Annotated in this window: 19 protein-coding genes; 5 read left to right on the top strand and 14 right to left on the bottom strand. The window is 36.2% G+C overall.

The window, feature by feature from the left end:
* Positions 1–7: 7 nt before the first annotated feature.
* Genes QWY78_RS02510 through QWY78_RS02500 form a run of 3 tightly spaced genes read right to left on the bottom strand, consistent with a single transcriptional unit; the run spans position 8 to position 3,081 of the window.
* Positions 8–694 (bottom strand): DUF2490 domain-containing protein, encoded by a 687-nt coding sequence (locus QWY78_RS02510; RefSeq protein ID WP_290216257.1) that lies wholly within the window; start codon positions 692–694, stop codon positions 8–10.
* A 21-nt stretch (positions 695–715) separates the two neighbouring features.
* Positions 716–2,413 (bottom strand): SulP family inorganic anion transporter, encoded by a 1,698-nt coding sequence (locus QWY78_RS02505; protein WP_290216255.1) that lies wholly within the window; start codon positions 2,411–2,413, stop codon positions 716–718.
* 47 nt (positions 2,414–2,460) lie between these two features.
* Positions 2,461–3,081, bottom strand: coding sequence for a carbonic anhydrase family protein (locus tag QWY78_RS02500; RefSeq protein WP_290216253.1), 621 nt, complete (start codon positions 3,079–3,081; stop codon positions 2,461–2,463).
* Between the two features lie 260 nt (positions 3,082–3,341).
* Here QWY78_RS02500 and QWY78_RS02495 point away from each other — a divergent pair, with 260 nt between their 5' ends.
* On the top strand, positions 3,342–4,019 hold the full coding sequence (locus tag QWY78_RS02495; RefSeq protein ID WP_290216252.1) for a TetR/AcrR family transcriptional regulator: 678 nt from the start codon (positions 3,342–3,344) through the stop codon (positions 4,017–4,019).
* A 69-nt stretch (positions 4,020–4,088) separates the two neighbouring features.
* Here QWY78_RS02495 and QWY78_RS02490 read toward each other — a convergent pair whose 3' ends face one another.
* From QWY78_RS02490 to QWY78_RS02475, 4 genes are all read right to left on the bottom strand, one after another.
* Entirely contained in the window at positions 4,089–5,432 is a 1,344-nt protein-coding gene (locus QWY78_RS02490) for a chloride channel protein (RefSeq protein WP_290216486.1), read from the bottom strand.
* Between the two features lie 111 nt (positions 5,433–5,543).
* Positions 5,544–7,103, bottom strand: coding sequence for a GEVED domain-containing protein (locus QWY78_RS02485; RefSeq protein ID WP_290216250.1), 1,560 nt, complete (start codon positions 7,101–7,103; stop codon positions 5,544–5,546).
* 141 nt (positions 7,104–7,244) lie between these two features.
* Complete coding sequence (locus tag QWY78_RS02480; protein ID WP_290216248.1) at positions 7,245–7,997, bottom strand: polysaccharide deacetylase family protein; 753 nt, start codon at positions 7,995–7,997, stop codon at positions 7,245–7,247.
* A 98-nt stretch (positions 7,998–8,095) separates the two neighbouring features.
* Positions 8,096–9,061, bottom strand: coding sequence for an NAD-dependent epimerase/dehydratase family protein (locus tag QWY78_RS02475; RefSeq protein ID WP_290216247.1), 966 nt, complete (start codon positions 9,059–9,061; stop codon positions 8,096–8,098).
* 250 nt (positions 9,062–9,311) lie between these two features.
* Here QWY78_RS02475 and ggt point away from each other — a divergent pair, with 250 nt between their 5' ends.
* Both ggt and QWY78_RS02465 read left to right on the top strand, forming a co-directional pair.
* Positions 9,312–10,997 carry a gamma-glutamyltransferase gene (gene ggt, locus QWY78_RS02470; RefSeq protein ID WP_290216245.1) on the top strand — a complete coding sequence of 562 codons (1,686 nt, stop codon included), beginning with the start codon at positions 9,312–9,314 and terminating at the stop codon, positions 10,995–10,997.
* 12 nt (positions 10,998–11,009) lie between these two features.
* Positions 11,010–11,618, top strand: coding sequence for a Crp/Fnr family transcriptional regulator (locus QWY78_RS02465; RefSeq protein ID WP_290216242.1), 609 nt, complete (start codon positions 11,010–11,012; stop codon positions 11,616–11,618).
* 177 nt (positions 11,619–11,795) lie between these two features.
* Here QWY78_RS02465 and QWY78_RS02460 read toward each other — a convergent pair whose 3' ends face one another.
* The 7 genes from QWY78_RS02460 to crtID are packed head-to-tail and all read right to left on the bottom strand — an operon-like array spanning position 11,796 to position 17,661.
* Positions 11,796–13,223 carry an SDR family oxidoreductase gene (locus QWY78_RS02460; RefSeq protein WP_290216240.1) on the bottom strand — a complete coding sequence of 476 codons (1,428 nt, stop codon included), beginning with the start codon at positions 13,221–13,223 and terminating at the stop codon, positions 11,796–11,798.
* Positions 13,220–13,705 carry an SRPBCC family protein gene (locus QWY78_RS02455; protein ID WP_290216238.1) on the bottom strand — a complete coding sequence of 162 codons (486 nt, stop codon included), beginning with the start codon at positions 13,703–13,705 and terminating at the stop codon, positions 13,220–13,222. Before QWY78_RS02455 ends, QWY78_RS02460 begins: the two co-directional genes overlap by 4 nt.
* Positions 13,695–14,408, bottom strand: coding sequence for a lycopene cyclase domain-containing protein (locus tag QWY78_RS02450; protein WP_290216236.1), 714 nt, complete (start codon positions 14,406–14,408; stop codon positions 13,695–13,697). Before QWY78_RS02450 ends, QWY78_RS02455 begins: the two co-directional genes overlap by 11 nt.
* Before the next feature lie 3 nt (positions 14,409–14,411).
* The gene (locus tag QWY78_RS02445) at positions 14,412–14,885 is read right to left on the bottom strand and encodes a sterol desaturase family protein (protein ID WP_290216234.1); all 474 of its coding nucleotides are present in this window, start codon (positions 14,883–14,885) and stop codon (positions 14,412–14,414) included.
* 1 nt (position 14,886) lies between these two features.
* Positions 14,887–15,345, bottom strand: coding sequence for a hypothetical protein (locus QWY78_RS02440; protein ID WP_290216232.1), 459 nt, complete (start codon positions 15,343–15,345; stop codon positions 14,887–14,889).
* Positions 15,345–16,211, bottom strand: a complete 867-nt coding sequence (locus QWY78_RS02435) for a phytoene/squalene synthase family protein (protein ID WP_290216230.1) — start codon at positions 16,209–16,211, stop codon at positions 15,345–15,347. The genes QWY78_RS02440 and QWY78_RS02435 overlap by 1 nt, the downstream gene beginning before the upstream one ends.
* Complete coding sequence (gene crtID, locus QWY78_RS02430) at positions 16,183–17,661, bottom strand: bifunctional phytoene desaturase/3,4-desaturase (protein WP_290216228.1); 1,479 nt, start codon at positions 17,659–17,661, stop codon at positions 16,183–16,185. The genes QWY78_RS02435 and crtID overlap by 29 nt, the downstream gene beginning before the upstream one ends.
* A gap of 87 nt (positions 17,662–17,748) precedes the next feature.
* On the opposite strand from crtID, the gene QWY78_RS02425 reads away from it, so the two are divergent.
* Positions 17,749–18,420 (top strand): TetR family transcriptional regulator C-terminal domain-containing protein, encoded by a 672-nt coding sequence (locus tag QWY78_RS02425; RefSeq protein ID WP_290216226.1) that lies wholly within the window; start codon positions 17,749–17,751, stop codon positions 18,418–18,420.
* On the top strand, positions 18,417–19,736 hold the full coding sequence (locus QWY78_RS02420; RefSeq protein ID WP_290216224.1) for an ABC1 kinase family protein: 1,320 nt from the start codon (positions 18,417–18,419) through the stop codon (positions 19,734–19,736). Before QWY78_RS02425 ends, QWY78_RS02420 begins: the two co-directional genes overlap by 4 nt.
* Positions 19,737–19,750 lie beyond the last annotated feature (14 nt).

Genomic DNA, 19,750 nt, shown 5'->3' with positions numbered 1-19,750 from the left:
TATCTTTTTAAAGTTCTACTAATAGATTTACACTGACCCAAAAGCTGTGACGGGTCTTATTTTGTAAGAAAGAATCAAGTCTATAATCCAGACCCATTTCTAACTTTTTCTCATTTTTAAAATTAAAGCCGAGCAAAGGAACAAGCCGAACTTCTAGATCATATTCTGAATCTTGCCAACTGTTCAGAAATTCATTACTCATTTTAAAATATAATTCATCAGCATCAACAGTTTCTCCCATCAAAGGAATCTCTGTAGCAATCCGATATCTTAGTCTAAATGAAGGTTTCTCTGCCGATGAAAATGTTTGATCGCTAGCAAACCGATGACTTAGTGGCAGTGAACGTAATTGATGGGTCAACGTATATTGCTGAATATACCTATGGGAAATTTCATCATCTTCAATTCGTAGAAGATAACCACCTGCTAATCGGGAGTGATGACTGATTTTTTTCGCGGCAAGCACAGAAAAATCTGTTAACGCGAATTCATATTTGTTATCAACAACACCTTCAATATTTCTTGTACTTAAAAGCTGTCGCGAGTCTATCTCATATATAACTGACCAATCATTAGACATTTTATCGGTCAAGACTACAGACGGTAATAAACCAACTTGAAACGTAACTTGAGCTTTAAAATAATCGATTGAAATGACGGCTATTAAAAAAAAGAAGATTTTCAATTTGAACATTTTTTTAATTTTAAGTTGGGATTAATTAGTACCAAGGATCTCTACAAGCTGTTCCGTGTTTCTGTGATTTTTTAGTAGTATTTTAAGAAGTTCAGCCGCATCGCCAATATCTTCAGAAATATTTTCCTCTGGAACGAGATTGGGAATAATTCCTATTAATTCTAATATATCTTTTGGCTGTGGTTGCAAACCGACCAAAATGGCGGTAATATTTTTGACTTTCAAATTAAAAAGAACATTTTCCAGCGCGTATAATCCAGACTGATCGATATAGGGGACCCGATCCATTCTAATAATTAATGCTTCCATTTCTAAATTTTTATTAGCAGTCATGGCTTGAAACTCGGAAGCAAAACCGAAAAATAATGGTCCATACAGATGTTTAATGTAAACACGGTCTTTAAATTCTGAATATAATAGTTGCTCATCTGCCCACAGGCCTTCTGGAATTGTTTCAGTTAAAGATCGCAATTGCGTTTTTTCCTCGGCCAAATCGCTTACTTTTTTCATGAATAGAACTGACGCCAACACAACTCCTATGCCTACTGCATAGATTAAATTTCCAAACGTAGTTATAAGTAATACAACCACAAGGACTACCGCATCTGCTCGCGGTACTTTCAATAAATGCTTGAGTGCTTTGTAGTCAATAATGTTTAATCCAACTGGAATAAGAATGCCTGCCAAAACGGTAATTGGAATGTACGAAGCTAACGATCCGGCACCTAATAATATAATGAGTAAAAACAATCCGTGGATTGCGCCAGATAAACGGGTAGTACCACCAGAATTTATGTTGATTACGGTTCCTTTGGTGGCGCCAGCACCAGGGATTCCGCCAAACATTGCCGCAACTGTATTACCAATTCCCTGTCCGATTAATTCTCTGTTGCTATTGTGCCGAGTTTTGGTAATATTATCTGCAATTACCGAGGTAAGCAAGGAATCAATAGATCCTAAAGCAGCTAAAATAATAGCAAATTCCAAAATTTGAGCGTACGCTTCAGAAGGTATCTCTAGGAAACCCATCATTTTTAATTCTGGTAATCCCGCTGGAATTGTTCCGATTAATGGAATGTCCAGCTTTAAAAAATAGGAAAGTAGAGTACCAGTAATTAACGCGACCAAAGTGCTCGGAACTGTTTTTGATATTTTGGGAAAGAAATAATACATAGCAATGGTGAAGATGCCTATGCCCAATGCAGCCAAATTAAATTCCGTAAAAATTTTGGGTAGTTCCTGCAGAACACTAAGAGTAGATTTCGGCGAGTTTAAACCAAATAAGGGAAAAAGCTGAAAAAAAATGATGATGAGTCCAACTCCGGTCATAAACCCTGAAATTACTGGATAGGGAAAATACTTGATAAAACTTCCAATCTTAAAGAATCCAAAAATTATTTGAAAAATTCCACCTAGAAAGAAGGTCAATAAAATTATCGGCAGTGCGTCTTCTATTCCACCAAATTTACTTACTGCCAAAGTTACAACCGCGGCGCAAACCACTGTCATTGGGCCAGTTGGTCCACTCGCTTGCGTTCTTGTACCACCCAAAATAGGGGCTAAGATTCCCAGAATTATCGCGCCGTATAATCCTGCAGTAGCGCCCATTCCTGATTGTACTCCAAAAGCCAGGGCGAGCGGTAAAGCAACAACTCCGGCAACTAGACCACCAGACAAATCGCCTTTTAAGTTCCTGAAATCATAAAATTTATTTACCATGGCTATCATTTTTAAAGTTTACTTATTTCCGGTGAATGAGGTATCAATTAGTAGAAAGTAACTTCTCCGCTTTTCACGTCATAAAGTCCACCCACAATCTTTAATTGTTTCTGTGCTTCTAATTCTGCGATGATTGGGCTTTCATTTTTTATCTGTTCCATCACCATCTTGATGTTATTGGTTGTTACACGTTCTACAAATTGACTGTTGCTGCCCGTTCTGTCGACTTCAGTCTGAACTTCTTGATCAATTGCAGGTTTTATTTTATTCAAAAGTTGAGTGAGTTTCCCCATTTTCACCGCATTACATGCGCCAACAATTGCTCCACATCCAGTATGTCCTAAAACAAGGATGATCTTGGTTCCTACCACCTTAGTTCCAAATTCCATGCTGCCCAAAACATCGTCATTTAATACATTCCCTGCGATTCTAATGCTAAAAATATCACCAAGGCCTTGATCAAAAATGAGTTCTGCGGAGGTTCGGGAATCCATACAACTAAGTATGGTGGCAAAAGGAAATTGGCCGTTGCTGGTTTCGTTCACTTGTTCTAAAAGATTTCTATTTGCTTTCAGGTTATTTACAAAGCGCAGATTTCCTTCTTTTAAAATTGAATAAGCTAATTCTGGAGTTAGATTTTTTTGCGTTTCTTGTGATTGTGTTTTCATCGTTTTGATTTTTTAAATCTGAGTTAAGTATATATTAAGGTCTCTATTCTACTAATTCTGCTGCTGAAATGATAGGAATGAATCACTGAGTATTAGAATCTCTATCGAAAATTATAGCATTTATATTTTTATTTAATGTGCCAAATATATAAATAATTTTTTAAATGATAGTAATACTATTATTAAAAAAAGTAAAATTTTTAATGATAGTATTTTTATTTCATTTTATATTGTTTAGCTTTGATTTATAATAAAATAAAATGGCGATAGAAATTAAAATATCTTTGAACGAAGGAATTTATTTAAAAGATCCGCAGGACTCTGCACTAGGCAGAAAAATTATTCAACACGGAATATTGTTGATTGATCAATTGGGTTTTGAAGCCTTTAATTTTAAAAAACTGGCACAAGAAATTGGATCAACGGAAGCCTCCGTTTATCGCTATTTTGAAAATAAAAAATCATTGCTTACCTATTTAGTATCCTGGTACTGGGTTTGGGTGGAGTATCTCATTCAGCGAAACACCATGAATATTACCGATCCAAAAAAGAAGCTTGAAATAATCATTCAATCGTTTGTATCTGCCTCAGAGGACAATGTGAATACAGAGTATATCGACGAAAATATTTTACATAATATCGTAATTGCAGAAGGAACGAAAGCCTACAAAACGAAAGATGTCGATGAGGAAAATGGAAAAGGTTTCTTCAAAAATTACAAAGAGTTGATCACCACCGTTGCAGAAGTTATTTTAGAAATTGACCCGAAATTTAAATATCCGTATGCACTTGCCAGCAGTTTGTTCGAGATGTCTAATGATCATATCTATTTCGCCAAGCATTTACCCAAACTGACAGATATTAAAGAACAAGAAAATAAATATGAGGAAGTTGAAAAAATGTTGAATTTTTTCACCGGCAAACTTTTGGGATTTTAAGTGAAGTACTAATTTGTACAAATTATAGAGAGACATAAGTGCTTGAATAAGAAAGGAGGGTGTTGCTCCTTATTTCCGCAATTCATCCAGATAGAGTACTTTTAACTGGTCGTATAAAGAGTGTTTGCTTACCAGCACAGAAATTAATGAGGAAACCATGCCGGCTAACATGAGATAAAAAATCAAACTGTGGCGGTCGGTCATTTCCAAAACAATGATGGACGAGGTGAAGGGCGCGCGCGTAATTCCGGTGAGAAAGGCGACCATTCCTGTTAAAATCACCACATTCGTTTCGTGGGGTGATAAATTAATCCATCCCGAAATCACGGAACCTAAACTGGCTCCTGCGGCTAAGGCTGGGGCAAAAATACCACCTGCACCGCCCGAGGTAAATGCCAAGGCAGGACCGATCATTCTAAAGAAAGGCATATACCACGCTTCGTTTTTATTGTCGGTGAAGAGCACTCTTTCCATAATTCCTTTTCCAGATCCTAAGATTTCTTGGTTGACGAAATAGGCCAGAGACGCGATGATTAAAGCGGAGATAACTAAAAAGATAATATTGGAACGATCTGTTTTAAGTCTTTTTTTCCAATTGCTAATTCCAATCATTATTCGGGATAACTGGCTGGCGAAAATTCCCGAAACCGCGGAGGTTAAAATCACGGGAAATATAATCATCATGCTAATATCACTGGTTTTTGGGTAGCCGAGATATAAATAGGATCCTGCAAAAGTTTGAGCCGTGAGGCCTGCAATGATGACTGCCGTAAATAAGGCGGTTTTGAAATAATTAATATGTGTTTTTGAAAGTTCTTCTACCGCAAATACAATTCCGCCAAGCGGGGTGTTAAAGGCAGCAGAAAGTCCGGCGGCGGCGCCGGTCATAATCATGTTTTTCTTTGAAATCTTGGGCCACCAATCGGGCAGGTATTCATTTACTTTTCTAAAAACCGAGCCAGCAATTTGAATCGTTGGACCTTCTCGACCTACAGCGCCACCACCAATTACTAAAATTATGGACGAAATAACTTTAAATAAAATAATTTTTATACTTAGTAAGAGTGATATTTTATGATGTTCTCTAGGATTTGCCAATTCTACAGCCGCCATGACTTGCGGGATTCCACTTCCTTTGGCATAGGGCGCAAATCTTTTGACCAACCACCAAGATGCAACGAAAGCCATAGGAGCGACGATGAAAATTACCCAGCTGTGCCAATTCATCATGGCATGCATTAGATTTTCTCCCCATTGAAACAATTGCGCGTAGAAAACAGCGAAGACTCCGGTAATAAATGAGCCAATCCAAAAGGGTACTGCCTGCAACAGATTGTGTTTCAGTTTTTCATTATGAATATTATCAAAAGACCGTTTGATGGAGCGGCGAATTAGAATAAATAGACTTCGCATGGTACAAAAGTAGATTTTTTTACTGGTTCTGATTGCTAAATCAGCTAAAAATTTAGACCAAAAAAAGGTCTGCATTTTTGCAGACCTTCTTAATATTGAAATTAATAAGAATTATTTTTTAACAATTTTTACCGATTGAATTCCTTTTTCTGTTTGAATATTAACAACATAAACTCCAGGAGCCAGTTTGCTAAGGTTCACTTGGTTTCTCACTTGGTTCAAATCAAATGAAGACACCGCTTTTCCAGAAAGATCAAATACTTGAACGTTGCTTACTTTAGAGTCCGCATCGATGTTTAGAACATCCACCACTGGATTAGGATATACCTTCACTTGTGATTTATTAACATTAGAAACGCCTAATGAAGTTACATTTAAGGTATAATCTTCAGCTTGTCCAAAGCTAGCTCCAAGACATGGGTCAGCAGCATTGGTAGTTCCAAATAATTTCTTAACTCTCATTCTGGTGTTTCCTAATGTTGCACCCGCAGGTACTACAAGAGTTTCAGTCGCTTGTATTGCATCTACTCCTGTAGATCCTACAATTGTTTGTGCAATTTGATAGATTTCTCCTGCATCATTCAACACTCCATTTTGATTCCAGTCTATAAATACAACGAATCGATTGGTAAATGGTCCATCTGTATTTCCTTTCAAGGTAATAGGATAAGAGCTGCCTTGGGCAACAGTTCCCGTGATTGTGGTAAAGTTTTCGTGACCTGCTCCACCGAGAGTTGCCGAAGTTGTATTATTAATTCCTGCAAAATTGACCAAGGTAATCGGTTCAACACTACTGCTGAATGGTAGTGGACCGCAATAAGGTGCGAAAGGATTTGCAGAAGTGGTAAACATAAATTCGCTACAACCTGTTGCTGAACCAGCAGCATTTTTAGATACTACTTTCCAATAATAAGTGGTTGAAGCCATAAGTCCGGTTGCATTAATCGTAAGTCCATTTACATTTCCTAATAACGTAGTAGGATTGGCAGAAGTTCCCAAAAACACATCATAACTATCAACTTGTGAACCTGCAGATGGAGCGGTCCATGATAGAGCGATTGGGGCGGTATAGTTTACGCCTGTTGCTGCGTTTGCAGGAGCAACTTGGGTGGCGCAATTTGGTGGCGTACTTGGCGGAACAGACACATTCACGTTGTCTAAATACAGTGCAGCCCCATCATTACCTACATATTGAAATGCAATTTTCACGTTGGGGTTTCCCGCGTAAGAATTTAAATTTACAGATACAGGATTCATAACCCAATTGGTAAACACGCCTAAATCATTTTCTGACCAGACCTGAGTCCACGTTGTGCCATTGTCGATAGAAACTTTTATGAAAACATCGTAATTGTTTTCAGGAGTTACAGACCAATAATAACTTAAACCAATCTGTGCTTTCAAGGTATAGCTAGAAGCTCCGGTTAGATCTAAAGTAGGAGTGATTAGCATTTCATCTTGTGCTGCCGGTGTGGCATCATAATTCACCGTCGCTTTTAAATCGGTTCCTAATAAGGGATCTTCAACATGCCAAGTTTCCAAGGCATTGGTTTGTTGGACCGTCCATGTGGCGGGAATACTACCTGACTGGAAATTTTCATCCAGAAGCGTTTGCGCAGTCGCAGTTAAAGGAAAAGCTGCCAAACTGACAATAAATAAAAGTTTTTTCATAATACTAATAATTTGGTTAAACGTAACCAAATGTAACGAATATAAAAGAAATAGGCAACAAATTAGGTATAAAATTATTTATTAGATACGATAATGCTGCAAACGCTGTAGAGATAATAATACAATTTCATTCTTCATTTTTTAAAATGCAAAATCTTTTATTCGTGCCGATGCCAATTCATTTTCATTCATCCAACTTAAAAATGCTTCCAGTTTATCATGTAATTTCTTACCCGAATTGTATTTTTTATAAAATTGAATTTCAAACGAATTGTTTTCAAAATCGGTAAACTGCCAAGAATTCAGGTAAAATAAAACAAACTCATCTTTTTTAATGGTTTCAATCACCATACTTTCATAATAGGAAAGGGGAAGAAGCTGAAAAACCAAATCGTTGTAAGGGATTTGGGAATATCTGGAAATGCTTTCGTGGAGAATACTCAAGCCATTTTGTTCACGAAAAGGGGCTTTTCGTTCAAATCTTTTAAAAGGAAAAATCAAAGCGGTATCTTCAATTAGCGAAACATAATTGAATCTTAGACGGTGAAGTTCACTTAAATCAAAGGCATTTTCTTTTATCCTAATTCCGCGAATTTGCTTGCCAATCAGAGCTTCAGTATTTTTTTTCAAAGAGTCTATTTCCTCTAAAGTAGAATCAATGTTATAAAAAGAGATTTCGTGACCTTCATTTATTATTTTCTTAATCAATTTTTCTAATTGTGAAACGAGCGAAATTTCAATAAAAAAAGTTCCCAGAATTTCTTTGCTTTCCAAACTTCTCAAAATCGCTTTGGTATTCTGAATCGTAATTTCCAAAAGTTGTTTCTCATTAAATGTACCAACATTTTTATATGCCCGCTCTGGATTGATAATATTAAAGGTTATTAAAATCATTTGTTCCTAGTATATTTTGGCGGAAATATAAAAAAAATCTGCAAAATCAGCGGAGGTATTTCCATTGATTTTGCAGACTTTAATTTTATACGATGACATTAATTTTTTGCGAGTTTCACTTTAAGGTTTTTCAGCATATCTTTTGTCATTTCGGTAATCCCATATTCATAAGAAAGTCCCCAATCTTTTTTGGCCACAGAATCATCAATAGAGGCAGGCCAGGAATCTGCAATTTGCTGCCGGAAATCCGGTTGGTAATCAATGGTGAAATCAGGCATTTCTTTCTTGATTTCTTCCGCCAGCTCTTTTGGGGTGAAAGACATTCCACCTAAATTATAGGCAGTGTGAACGGTTAAGCTTTCTTTTGGAGCCGCCATTAAATCCAGTGTTGCTTTAATAGCGTCACTCATATACAACATCGGCATTCCTGTATTTTCAGATATAAAACTGGTGTATTTTCCTTCCTCTACGGCTTCATAGAAAATTTCAACCGCATAATCTGTGGTGCCACCACCTGCGGGAGTTTTCCACGAAATTAAACCCGGATACCGAATGCTTCTCACGTCTACACCAAATTTAGAATGATAATATTCGCACCATTTCTCACCCGCCATTTTCGAAATTCCATACACAGTCGTTGGATTCAAAACCACGTCTTGTCCCACATTTTCTTTCGGAAGCCCTTTTCCAAAAACAGCAATAGAACTCGGCCAGAAAATTTTCTGAAGCAACCCTTCCTTTGCCATCTCGCAAAAGTGAAGCAGCGGTTCAATATTCAGTTTCCAGGCAAAAAGCGGTTGTTTTTCAGAAGTTCCAGAAAGGAGCGACGCAAGATGATAGACGGTGGTAATCTCGTAATCTGTAATCACTTGGCGAACCAATTGCGTATTGGTCACATCCATTCTTTCATAAAATCCTGCCGAAGTAAGGTTTTTATCCCACCGATCAAGTCCCGAGGCGACTACATTTTCTGCGCCATATAGTTCAACTAATTTATTGGTTAATTCGGTTCCAATTTGGCCGAGCGCACCGGTAATGAGTATTTTTTCCGTGTGGGATTCCATATTTTAATTTTAGATTTCGCACAAATTTAGCAAAATCGACTATCATAAAAAATAGAAGACTGAATTTATTTCTGCTTTTTTTTGGGCGCCTTTATCCGCCTTCCACTCCCGCTTTTTTTCTTTTTCCTAGGCTCAAGTCCACCCCACAAGAAAAAAGAGCTCCGTTCAAGTCGGGGCGCAGCGCAGGATTTATCTTAAAATAATCGTATTTGATGGGGATTTTCTTATTTTTGGTGAAAATCTTTGAAAAATGAAAAAACTGCTCTTGCTTTCGTTTGTTATTTCCCAATTGGCTTTTTCGCAGTTCACCGATATTAATATTGTAAAAGAAATCCAAACCAAAGACAAAGGATTGGTCGTATCGGCGCATCCTTTAGCCAGTGAAGTCGGCGCGAAGATTATGAAAATGGGTGGCAATGCTTACGATGCTGTAATCGCTACGCAATATGCGCTGGCAGTTGTTTATCCGCAAGCTGGGAATATAGGCGGCGGTGGGTTTTTGGTTGGTGTAAAAAATACTGGCGAAAAATTCACCCTTGATTATCGCGAAACCGCGCCGGAAAAAGCAAGTAAAAATATGTATCTCGATAACAATGGCAATGCGAATACGGATCTTTCACAAAATGGCAGATTAGCAGTCGGTATTCCCGGTTCTGTAGCAGGTTTATTCGCTACTTTAAAATATGCAAAACTTCCCATGGAAAAATTGATTCAACCCGCAATCGATTTAGCAGAACAAGGTTTTAGCATTACCCAAAGAGAAGCGAATTTACTCAACAGCGAAAAGAGGTATTTTGATAAGCACAATAGCACTAAAACGGTTTTTCAAAAAGATATTCCCTGGAAACAAGGCGATCTATTAATTCAAAAAGAACTGGCTCAAACTTTAAAACTTATTCAAAAACATGGAGCAAAAGGTTTCTATGAAGGTGAAACTGCGGAACTCATTACCAAAGAAATGAAACTTGGAAAAGGAATTATCAGCCTAAACGACTTGAAAAATTACAAAGTTGAACAACGAAACCCTATTGTTTTCGATTATAAAGGAAATGAAATCGTGTCGATGCCATTGCCTTCCAGCGGTGGAATTCTTCTTGCACAAATGTTGACCATGAGCTCTTTTCAAAAAATGGAGGATTACCAGCAAAATTCTACCGAAGCCGTACAGGTAATGGTGGAAGCAGAACGCCGTGCTTTTGCAGATCGTGCCGAATATATGGGTGATCCCAAATTTATAAGTGATCCTACGCACATGCTCATCTCTGAAGAATATTTAACAAAAAGATGGCGAACTTTTAGTTTTAATCAGGCAACACCGAGTGCTGAAGTTGGAAAAATAATTCCACAACCAAAAGAATCAACAGAAACAACGCATATTTCAATTATCGATAAAGAAGGCAACGCCGTGGCGGTAACCACCACTCTAAATGGGCTCTACGGAAGTAAAGTCGTGGTTTCTGGTGCCGGGTTTTTCCTAAATAATGAAATGGATGATTTTTCGGTAAAGCCTGGTGTTCCCAATATGTTTGGTGCCGTGGGTGGTGAAGCCAATGCCATTCAGCCCGGAAAAAGAATGCTGAGTTCAATGACGCCAACTATCGTCTTGAAAAAAGGAAAACCATATATCATTGTGGGAACTCCAGGTGGAACAACAATCCCGACCTCAGTCTATCAATCGATTGTAAATATTATTGATTTTAATTTAAGTCCGAACAGGTCTGTAAATTCTCCCAAATTTCATCATCAATGGTTGCCAGATTCTGTTTTGGTGGAAAAAGATTTTCCAGATACCACGATTGTAGCCTTAGAAAAGAAAAATTACAAAATACAAAAAACTGCACAAATCGGCAGAATAGAATTAATCGTTATTGACGACGAAGGAAATGCAACTGCAGTTGCAGACGGGCGTGGTGATGATTCAGTGGCTGTCGAATAAAATGAGAATAAAATGAGAAAAAAAATGGAAAAAACAAAATTTAAAGAAAAACTCCGACAAAAATTTTTGTCTTATAAACCTGATTTTGATTTAAAAGTTTTGGAAAAAGGGATCGATAAATTTCAGTTGATGGAATGTAAAGCAGGAAGTTTAATTGCTAAAAAAGGGGAAAAATGCCAAAAAATTTTTATTGCTGAAAAGTCAATCACAAGATGCTATTGTGTAGATGAAAAAGGAAACGAAAAGTCAATGTGGATCGAACCAGAAATGTCTCTTCTTACGGAATTTTATACCTTCAAAACTGGAGAGATCAGTAATGTAGACATTCATTTGTATGAAGATTCTATGGTGTATTTTATTGAACGGGAAGATCTTTTAAATCTTTATTTGGCTTATCACGATTGGTGTATCATTGGCGTTTTAATTTTGGAAGAGATTCTTCAGTATACGATGAAATTATCTCATATGTTGCATTTTAATGATGCTACTGAAAATTATAAATTGATAGAAAGTGATTATCTACGGTATTTACATGTAGTACCTCTAAAACATATTGCATCTCGCTTGAATATTTCGCCCGTTCATTTGTCGAGAATTCGAGCAAAACAGTATGATAAATAAAAATATAAACAAATGTTTAGTTCATTGAAGAAAGGAATGGGTAGATTTGCTAAATATTAATACACCTTACACCAATGATGAAAGAGAAATCTATTCTTTTTCAGATGCTCATCACTATTTTAGTGGTGAGCTTTTTTATTGAACCACGGCTATTATTATTATTATTTTGATTTTAGATTATTTCCCCGCCAGTTTTTTGAGCATTCCGTTAAATATTAAGCCATGAAACGGTAAAACCGAATACCAATATAATCTTCCTGATAAGCCCAGCGGACGAAAAGTAGCTTCCTGATGTAAAAACCCATCTTTGATTTTAAACGCTAACCAAGCTTCACCTGGAAGTTTCATCTCGGCAAATAGTAGCAAACGTTTTTCCTCGCGATTTGCATAAAGTACACGCCAAAAATCCACAGAATCGCCAGCTTCCAAATTGTTTAGATTTCTTCTGCCTCTGCGTAAACCTACGCCACCGAACAGTTTATCAAGAAAACCACGAATTCGCCAAAGAAAATCAGCGTAATACCAACCTGTTTTACCTCCAATGCTAAAAACACGGTCAAATGCTTTTTCTTCATCGTCCACTTTTTCCTCGCGAATGTCTTTGAAACAGCCTTCCTCTGGAACTTCCAAATATTGCCAAACTTGTCGACTGTGAAACTGATTGCTAAAAGAATCAAACCAACTCGATAAAACGTCATTCTGTTTGATTTTATCAAAAGCCTGGTTGATCGCCTCATGATAAGAAAAAAGATGAATATCTAACTGTTCAGCCAAATTATTTTCGTTGGCGACCACATCAATTTTCATACTGTGCACCAGATTTTTTGCCAGAAAATAACTGGTCGAGGTAACGAAATATAACCAATAAGAAGACAACTGCGGAGTCATCACCGGAACAATGAAAATATGTCGTTTCAATCCGCGGATTTCTGCGTACTGCAATAGCATTTGTTTGTACGTTACAATATCGGTTCCGGCAATATCATAATTTTGATTGTAGGTGAATTCTTGGCCTAAAACGCCCACCAAAAACTGCATAACATTCCGAATGGCAATTGGCTGACATTTGGTATTTAGCCATTTTGGGGTAATCATCACCGGTAATTTTTCGACCAAATCGCGAATGATTTCAAAAGAGGCGCTGCCTGAGCCCACGATGATGCCGGCACGAAGACTGGTGAGGCTGTAAACAGAACTTTTTAGGGCTTTTTCAACATTTTTACGCGATTGTAAATGTTTTGAAAGCTTTTCTTCATTAATAATTCCTGTAAGAAAAATGACTTGTTTTACTGCTGTTTTTTCTAAAGCTTTTCGGAAATTTTCTGCTGAAATTTTTTCCTTTTCCTGGAAATCTCCTTCGCTGGAAGACATAGAATGAATTAAATAATAGGCTGCATCAATATCTTTCGGAATATTATTTAGAGTCGATTCCTCTAAAAAATCATTTTCAATGACTTCAATTTGAGTCAGTCTTTCTTTAAACAACCGAAGACTGAAACGGTTTTGATCTCTTACCGAACAAACCACATGATGCCCTTCTTCTAATAATTGAATGAGAAGTCTTTTGCCGATATAACCGGTTGCTCCTGTAAGTAATATTTTCATGAGATCAGTGCTTTTTCTAAAATTTCAAACCGGCTTTCAAAAATAAATTTCACTTTATTGGTTACGAATTTACCAGCAAAAAAATCTCCCAAAATTCCCATGGGCAATTTAAAATTAACAAGGTCGGTCATCAAAACTTTTCCATCATTAAGTTCTTCGAAATGATGTTCGTGATGCCACATCGCGTAGGGTCCAAACCGTTGTTCATCTACAAAAAACTTTTGGTGTTCTAAGTGGGTAATTTCCGTAATCCAATTTGATTTAATCATGGGTAAAATGCCAATTTTATACGTTATAATTTGCCCTTTGTAGGTTTTGTTGGGCGGATTATTGGTAATCCGAAACTCCATTTCTTTTGGCGTTATTTTATCTAAATTGGTTGGCAAAGTAAAAAATTCCCAAGCTTTTTCTAGGGAAATTGGTAAGATTTGCTCGGAAGTCAAAGTGTAAATACCAGATTGTTTGGTGAGCTTAATTTTCATAGGTGGAACGGAAATATTTTTTGGTTTTTAAATATTCGAATAAGAGCGTAATCGAGTAGAGCAGCGCAAAGCAATAAAAGCTGTCTTCAATCGGAATAGTTCCCATTCTAATTCCAAGATTTTGGGTGTTATCATACGAAACAACAGGCAAATCGGAATAACTACCGGTTAATGCAGAATTGACGAAGAAAAAAGGAATGAAAATAATGATGAAACTTAAGTAAAATCTTTGCGCATATTTCCATTCAAAAATAATCTGAGATAACATTAATAATGTAAATAATCCCAAACAAACGAAGGTGTATAATTTATCGTAGTTAAAAATGGTCAACAGTAAACCAATGATAAATAGAACATAAGAAATCCATTTTGTGACCGCCGATGATAAGGCGATTTTGGGAAAGAAATATTGTAATGAATAGTGAATAAAAATACTCGCATACGGAATCAGTAAAAAGAAAAGCCATTCTTCAATAGGCAATTTCAGAATTCGAAAACCGATTAAATATTGATCGTTGAATGACCAAACACCTTGGTAGGCAAAATAGCTGTCCCATAAAATAAAGAAAATTCCCACCACCATAATCGAGGTAAAATACGCTTTCCAGTGTTGAATGAAATGCATTCTTTTCTTTTCAAAACTGTAGATAAACGGAATTAAAAAGCTGAAAACATCTAAAAGTAAATAGTAATAAGACTGCAAAATTTATTTTTTTAAGGTTGATAATCGGGCTTCTTTGAAGTAATGCAACGGCACGAAAAGCATTCCGAAACATTCGCCATGTTCTTTTCCTAGATGTTTGTGATGCATTTTATGTGCTTTTCTTAATCCACGAAAATACCAATTATTGGTTTTATCAAACCATTTGAATCGCCGGTGAATTAAAACATCATGAACAAGAAAATAACTGATTCCGTAAATTAAAATTCCCAGACCCACGAAAAACATCCAGTTGACTTCGCCACGCGTTCCAAAGTAAAAAAGTAAAATACTGGGAATTGCGAAAACGACAAAAAATGCATCGTTTTTTTCAAATACATGTGGATAACCCGGTTGATGATGATCTTCATGCAGATACCAACCTAATCCATGCATAATGTATTTGTGGGTGAGCCAGGTCACGCCTTCCATTGAAACCACGATGACCAGCGTTAAAAAAATATATCCTATTATTTCCATTTTATAATTTTAAGTACTCTTTAATGTAGATTTTTAAATCGTTATCTGCTGTATTTTTGTATTCCTTGGTCAAATAGCTGCGATCTTCTTTAATTTGCTTATTGTAACCGAGAATTGCCGGAGCGTTTTCTTGTGTTATCAAACGCATTAATCTAATTTCCAAATTTTTAGGATCTGATTGTAAAGCCGTTTCCATAAGTTCTTTTCCTTCATTAAAATAGGACATTTTCTTTATCGGATTAAACGCATGTTTTGCCATAAAAAAATTACCAACCGCTAAAAATCCCGCGTAGATAGGTTCTTGCGTGGATTTATAAGCCGTATTCGATTTTTTAATTAATGTTTTTGCAGATTTCTCAGATTGCTCACCTGTTTGCAAAAGCGTTCGGAATTCTTTTAAATTTTGAGAACTCATCAGTTGGCTGATTAACATTATTAAAAGTAAAAGCAGTCTGTTCATCACAGTAAATTCAAATTTTTATTCAAAACCATTTCACCGAAAAGATACATTTTTCTTGCATTTGAAACGCGTATTCTTTTGGTTAATAATAATTCTGGTTTCGTCTTTCTAATCTTTTTAAACAAATTATAGTAATATTTATACGCCATAAAAACGGCTAATTTGCTAGAGATAGGCAATATTTTAATCCCGAGTTTTGCATGTGCAAAATCTTTGGCGATATCTTTTTCAATTTCGATTTTATCAGCCGAAGAAAAATTCTTAAAATCAACGCCTGGAAAATACGTTCGGTTTAAATCGACAAAATCAGCGCTGATGTCGCGCAAGAAATTAATTTTTTGAAACGCAGCCCCTAAACTTTGGGCGTAGGGTTTTAACCGTTCGTATTCTGCATTATTTCCATTAACAAAGACTTTAAGACACATCAAACCAACCACTTCTGCGGAGCCGTAAATATACTCATTGTACTTTTCATCATTCAAATCTTTAATTTCACCCAAATCCATTTTCATAGAATGTAAAAAAGCATCAACCAAGTCCTGTGGAATATTTTTCTCGCGCTGGGTCAAGCAAAATGAATGTAAAATGGGGTTTAAAGAAATGCCATATTCTTGGGACTCTTTATAATTTCGTTCGAAATCCGACATGAGTTTTACTTTATCGTAATCATGAAAAGTATCAACAATCTCATCTGCTAAACGCACAAATCCGTAGATATTGTAAATGTGCTGCCGAATTTCGGGTTGAAAAAGTGAGGCTGCTTTGTAGAAAGAAGTACTGTATTTTTCGGTAACCATTTTGGAAGATTGTCCGCAAAATGAGTTAAATATCTCTAAATTATTCATGGGTGAATAGGGTGTTTTCATGTTTAAGAATATAATCTGTTACTACTTTTCCAGAGATCAAGGCAGGCGGAACGCCAGGTCCGGGAACGGTCAACTGACCAGTGTAAAAAAGATTTTTTATTTTTTTATTGCTGATGCTTGGTCTCAAAATCGACGTCTGCAATAACGTATTGGCTAAGCCGTAAGCATTACCACGACAAGAGTTATACCGTTCTTTGAAATCCTGCACGCCAAAACTTTTTTTGAAAAGGATGGAACTTCGTAAATCTACTCCAATGTTTTTTTCAATACGATCCATAATTAATTCAAAATATCGATCGTGTATCTCTTGATTGTCTTCCAAATCAACCGCTACTGGTATGAGGAAAAAACCGACTTCTTTTCCGTCCGGACATAAGTCTAAATCTGTTTTTGAGGAAAAATTGGCGTAAAACAAAGGTTTTTTTGGTAGTTTTGGTTCATCATAAATATCTACTGCGTGTTGTCCGAAATCGGTATCGAAGAATAAATTATGATGTTGAAGTTCTGGTACTTTTTTATCAAACGCAACATAGTATAAAAAAGATGATGGCGCGAATACTTTCTTTTGCCAATATTCAGCACTATAATTTTTTTCGTCGGGCTTTAATAATTTTTCGGTGTGTGCGTAATCCGCTCCAGAAATAACCAAATCGGTATCGAAAAATCCATGCTCAGTAATTACTCTGGTTGCCTGATTGTTTTCAGTTTGAATTTTTACTACATTTTGATTGAGGTAGAATTCTACGCCTAATTCTTTGGCAAGCTTTACCATTCCCATCGCTACAGCATTAAAGCCGCCTTTTGGATACCAAGTTCCTAATCCGAAATCGGCGTGATTCATAAAATTGTAAAACGCGGGTGTATTTTGTGGTTTTGCTCCTAAAAAAAGAACAGGGAATTCTAAAATACTTTGGAGTTTTGGATTTTTAATGTTTCGGCGTACCGTTTGTGATATATTTTGAACGAAGAGATTTAAGCGTGCCGCCGTTTCAAGATTTACCAGTTCCAGTAGTGATTTTCCTGGATTGTAAACCAAATCTTTCATGGCAATTTCATAATTCTTACGGGAGTTTTCCATGAATTTTCGCAAGTGCTTTCCGCTCCCAGGTTCTATTTCCTCAAATTTTTCGATTATTTTTTCAGGCTCATCAGAAATATCGATGTAATCATCTTTGCCGAAAATAACCCGATAGCCAGGTGATAATTTTTTTAATTCATAATATTCAGACACTTTTTTGCCAAAATCTGCGAAAAAGCGTTCGAAAATATCCGGCATCCAATACCAACTTGGGCCCATGTCGAATTTAAAACCATCAATTTCCAATATTGAAGCACGACCGCCGAGCTGCTCGTTTTTTTCTAAAACTTGCACTGAATAGCCTGCCTTAGCCATATAACAAGCAGCTGCAATCGCTGAAAAACCTGAACCAATAATTATAACTTTCTTCATTTGAATTAATAATAGAACAAAAGTATACTTTTATTTTTAAAATAGAAAATATTTTTACTAAATTTGTACTTTAATTTAAATGAAGATATGAAAAATACAGACTTAACTCAGGAAAAAATCTTAGAAATTTATTCTAAGTATGTCTTACGAAATAATAAAAAACCACTGAATGTATTTACTTTTTGTGACGATCATGAAATTGTTGAATCAGAATTTTATGCTTTCTATGCGAACTTTGAGCAATTAGAGGCCGACTATCTTAAATACTTTATGAAGCAAACGGTAATGCTTATTAGTGAAGAAGAATCTTATTTTGAAGCTCATGCGAAAACCCAATTGCTTTCATTCTATTTTACTTTTTTTGAACAATTAACCCTAAACAGAAGTTTGGTTACTTATCTGATTGGTTCGGATAAAAATAATCTTGAAAACGTAAAGAAATTATGGTCTTTAAAAAAAGAATTCCAGTTGTTTATAAAATCTTTAGCAATTTCTGAACCTTTAATGGAGAGTCAGACTGAAAACATGGTGAAGATTGAACGACTAAAAAACAAGGGCATCGAAGAATTATACTGGGGACATTTTATGGCCACTCTTAAATTCTGGCTGGAAGATACCAGTCCAAATTTTGAGAAAACCGATATTTTTATAGAGAAGTCAGTCGATACCAGTTTTGAAATTTTTGAAATCAAACCTCTAAAAAAACTCATTGATTTGGGTAAATTTCTCTTTAATGAAAAAGTAAAAAGCAGTACATGAAAACATTAGATAAAATACCAACCAGTAAAATCCAGCGCGCCAGTAAATTAATTTCTACCGGTGCTAAAGTTGGTGTCAACTACTTAAAATATTATGGTGAAAAAATCACCAAAACAGAAGAAGAAGCCAAAGAAAATCTCAATAGCAGCAATGCAGCCGATATTTATGATGGGTTGAAAGAGCTGAAGGGTAGCGCACTAAAAGTTGCCCAAATGCTCAGCATGGAAAAAAACATTCTGCCAGCCGCATATGTGGAGAAGTTTTCTTTATCGCAGTTTCAGGTTCCGCCATTATCAGCACCTTTGGTAGCCAAGATCTTTAAAACCTATTTTGGAAAGAAACCCAGTGAGCTTTTTGACCATTTCGAACCGGATTCTACCAATGCTGCAAGCATCGGACAAGTGCATAAAGCGCTGAAAGATGGTAAAGAGTTGGCAGTGAAAATTCAGTATCCGGGAGTTTCGGATTCGATCTCTTCCGATTTAGCGATGGTAAAACCAATTGCCATGAAGATGTTTAACATTAAAGGAAAAAACTCTGACCAATACTTTAAAGAAGTTGAAGATAAGCTCTTGGAAGAGACCGATTATATTTTAGAAATTAATCAAAGTTTAGAAATTCGTAAAAGTTGTGAATCACTACCAAATCTAGTTTTTCCCGATTACTATCCTGAATATTCCAATGACCGGATCATCACCATGGATTGGATGCACGGAAAACATCTATCTACGTTTTGTGCGGAAAATAAAGATCCGAAATTAGCCAATCAAGTGGGTCAAGCATTGTGGGATTTTTATATGTTCCAAATTCATCAGTTAAGAAAAGTACATGCAGATCCGCATCCGGGGAACTTTCTGGTTTCGAAGGAAGGAACATTAATCGCCATCGATTTCGGTTGTATGAAGGCGATTCCGGAGGATTTTTATATTCCTTATTTCGAATTGGCTTTGCGTGAAAATTTAGAAAACAAAGACTTTTTCGATCAAAAATTATTGGATTTAGAAATTATCAGACCAGACGATTCTTTGGAAGAGAAGGAATTTTTCACACAAATTTTCTATGAATTGTTGTATTTATTTACGACTCCTTTTCAACAAGAAAATTTTGATTTCTCGGATGGTAAATTCTTTGAAGCCATTGCAGATCTCGGACAGAAATATGCGAAAAATACGCAAATTAAAGGGAGAAATGCAAATCGTGGCTCGCGACATTTTATCTATATGAACCGAACTTTTTTTGGCTTATACAATCTGATGCACGATATTCAAGCGAATCATATTGTCATTAATAATTATAAAAATTTCGCAAAAAATTGAATATAACCCTCGCA

Source organism: Kaistella yonginensis, from assembly GCF_030409525.1.
Lineage (GTDB): Bacteria > Bacteroidota > Bacteroidia > Flavobacteriales > Weeksellaceae > Kaistella > Kaistella yonginensis.
Note: the sequence above shows the minus strand (reverse complement) of the source record. Positions and strands in the feature narration are given on the sequence as shown.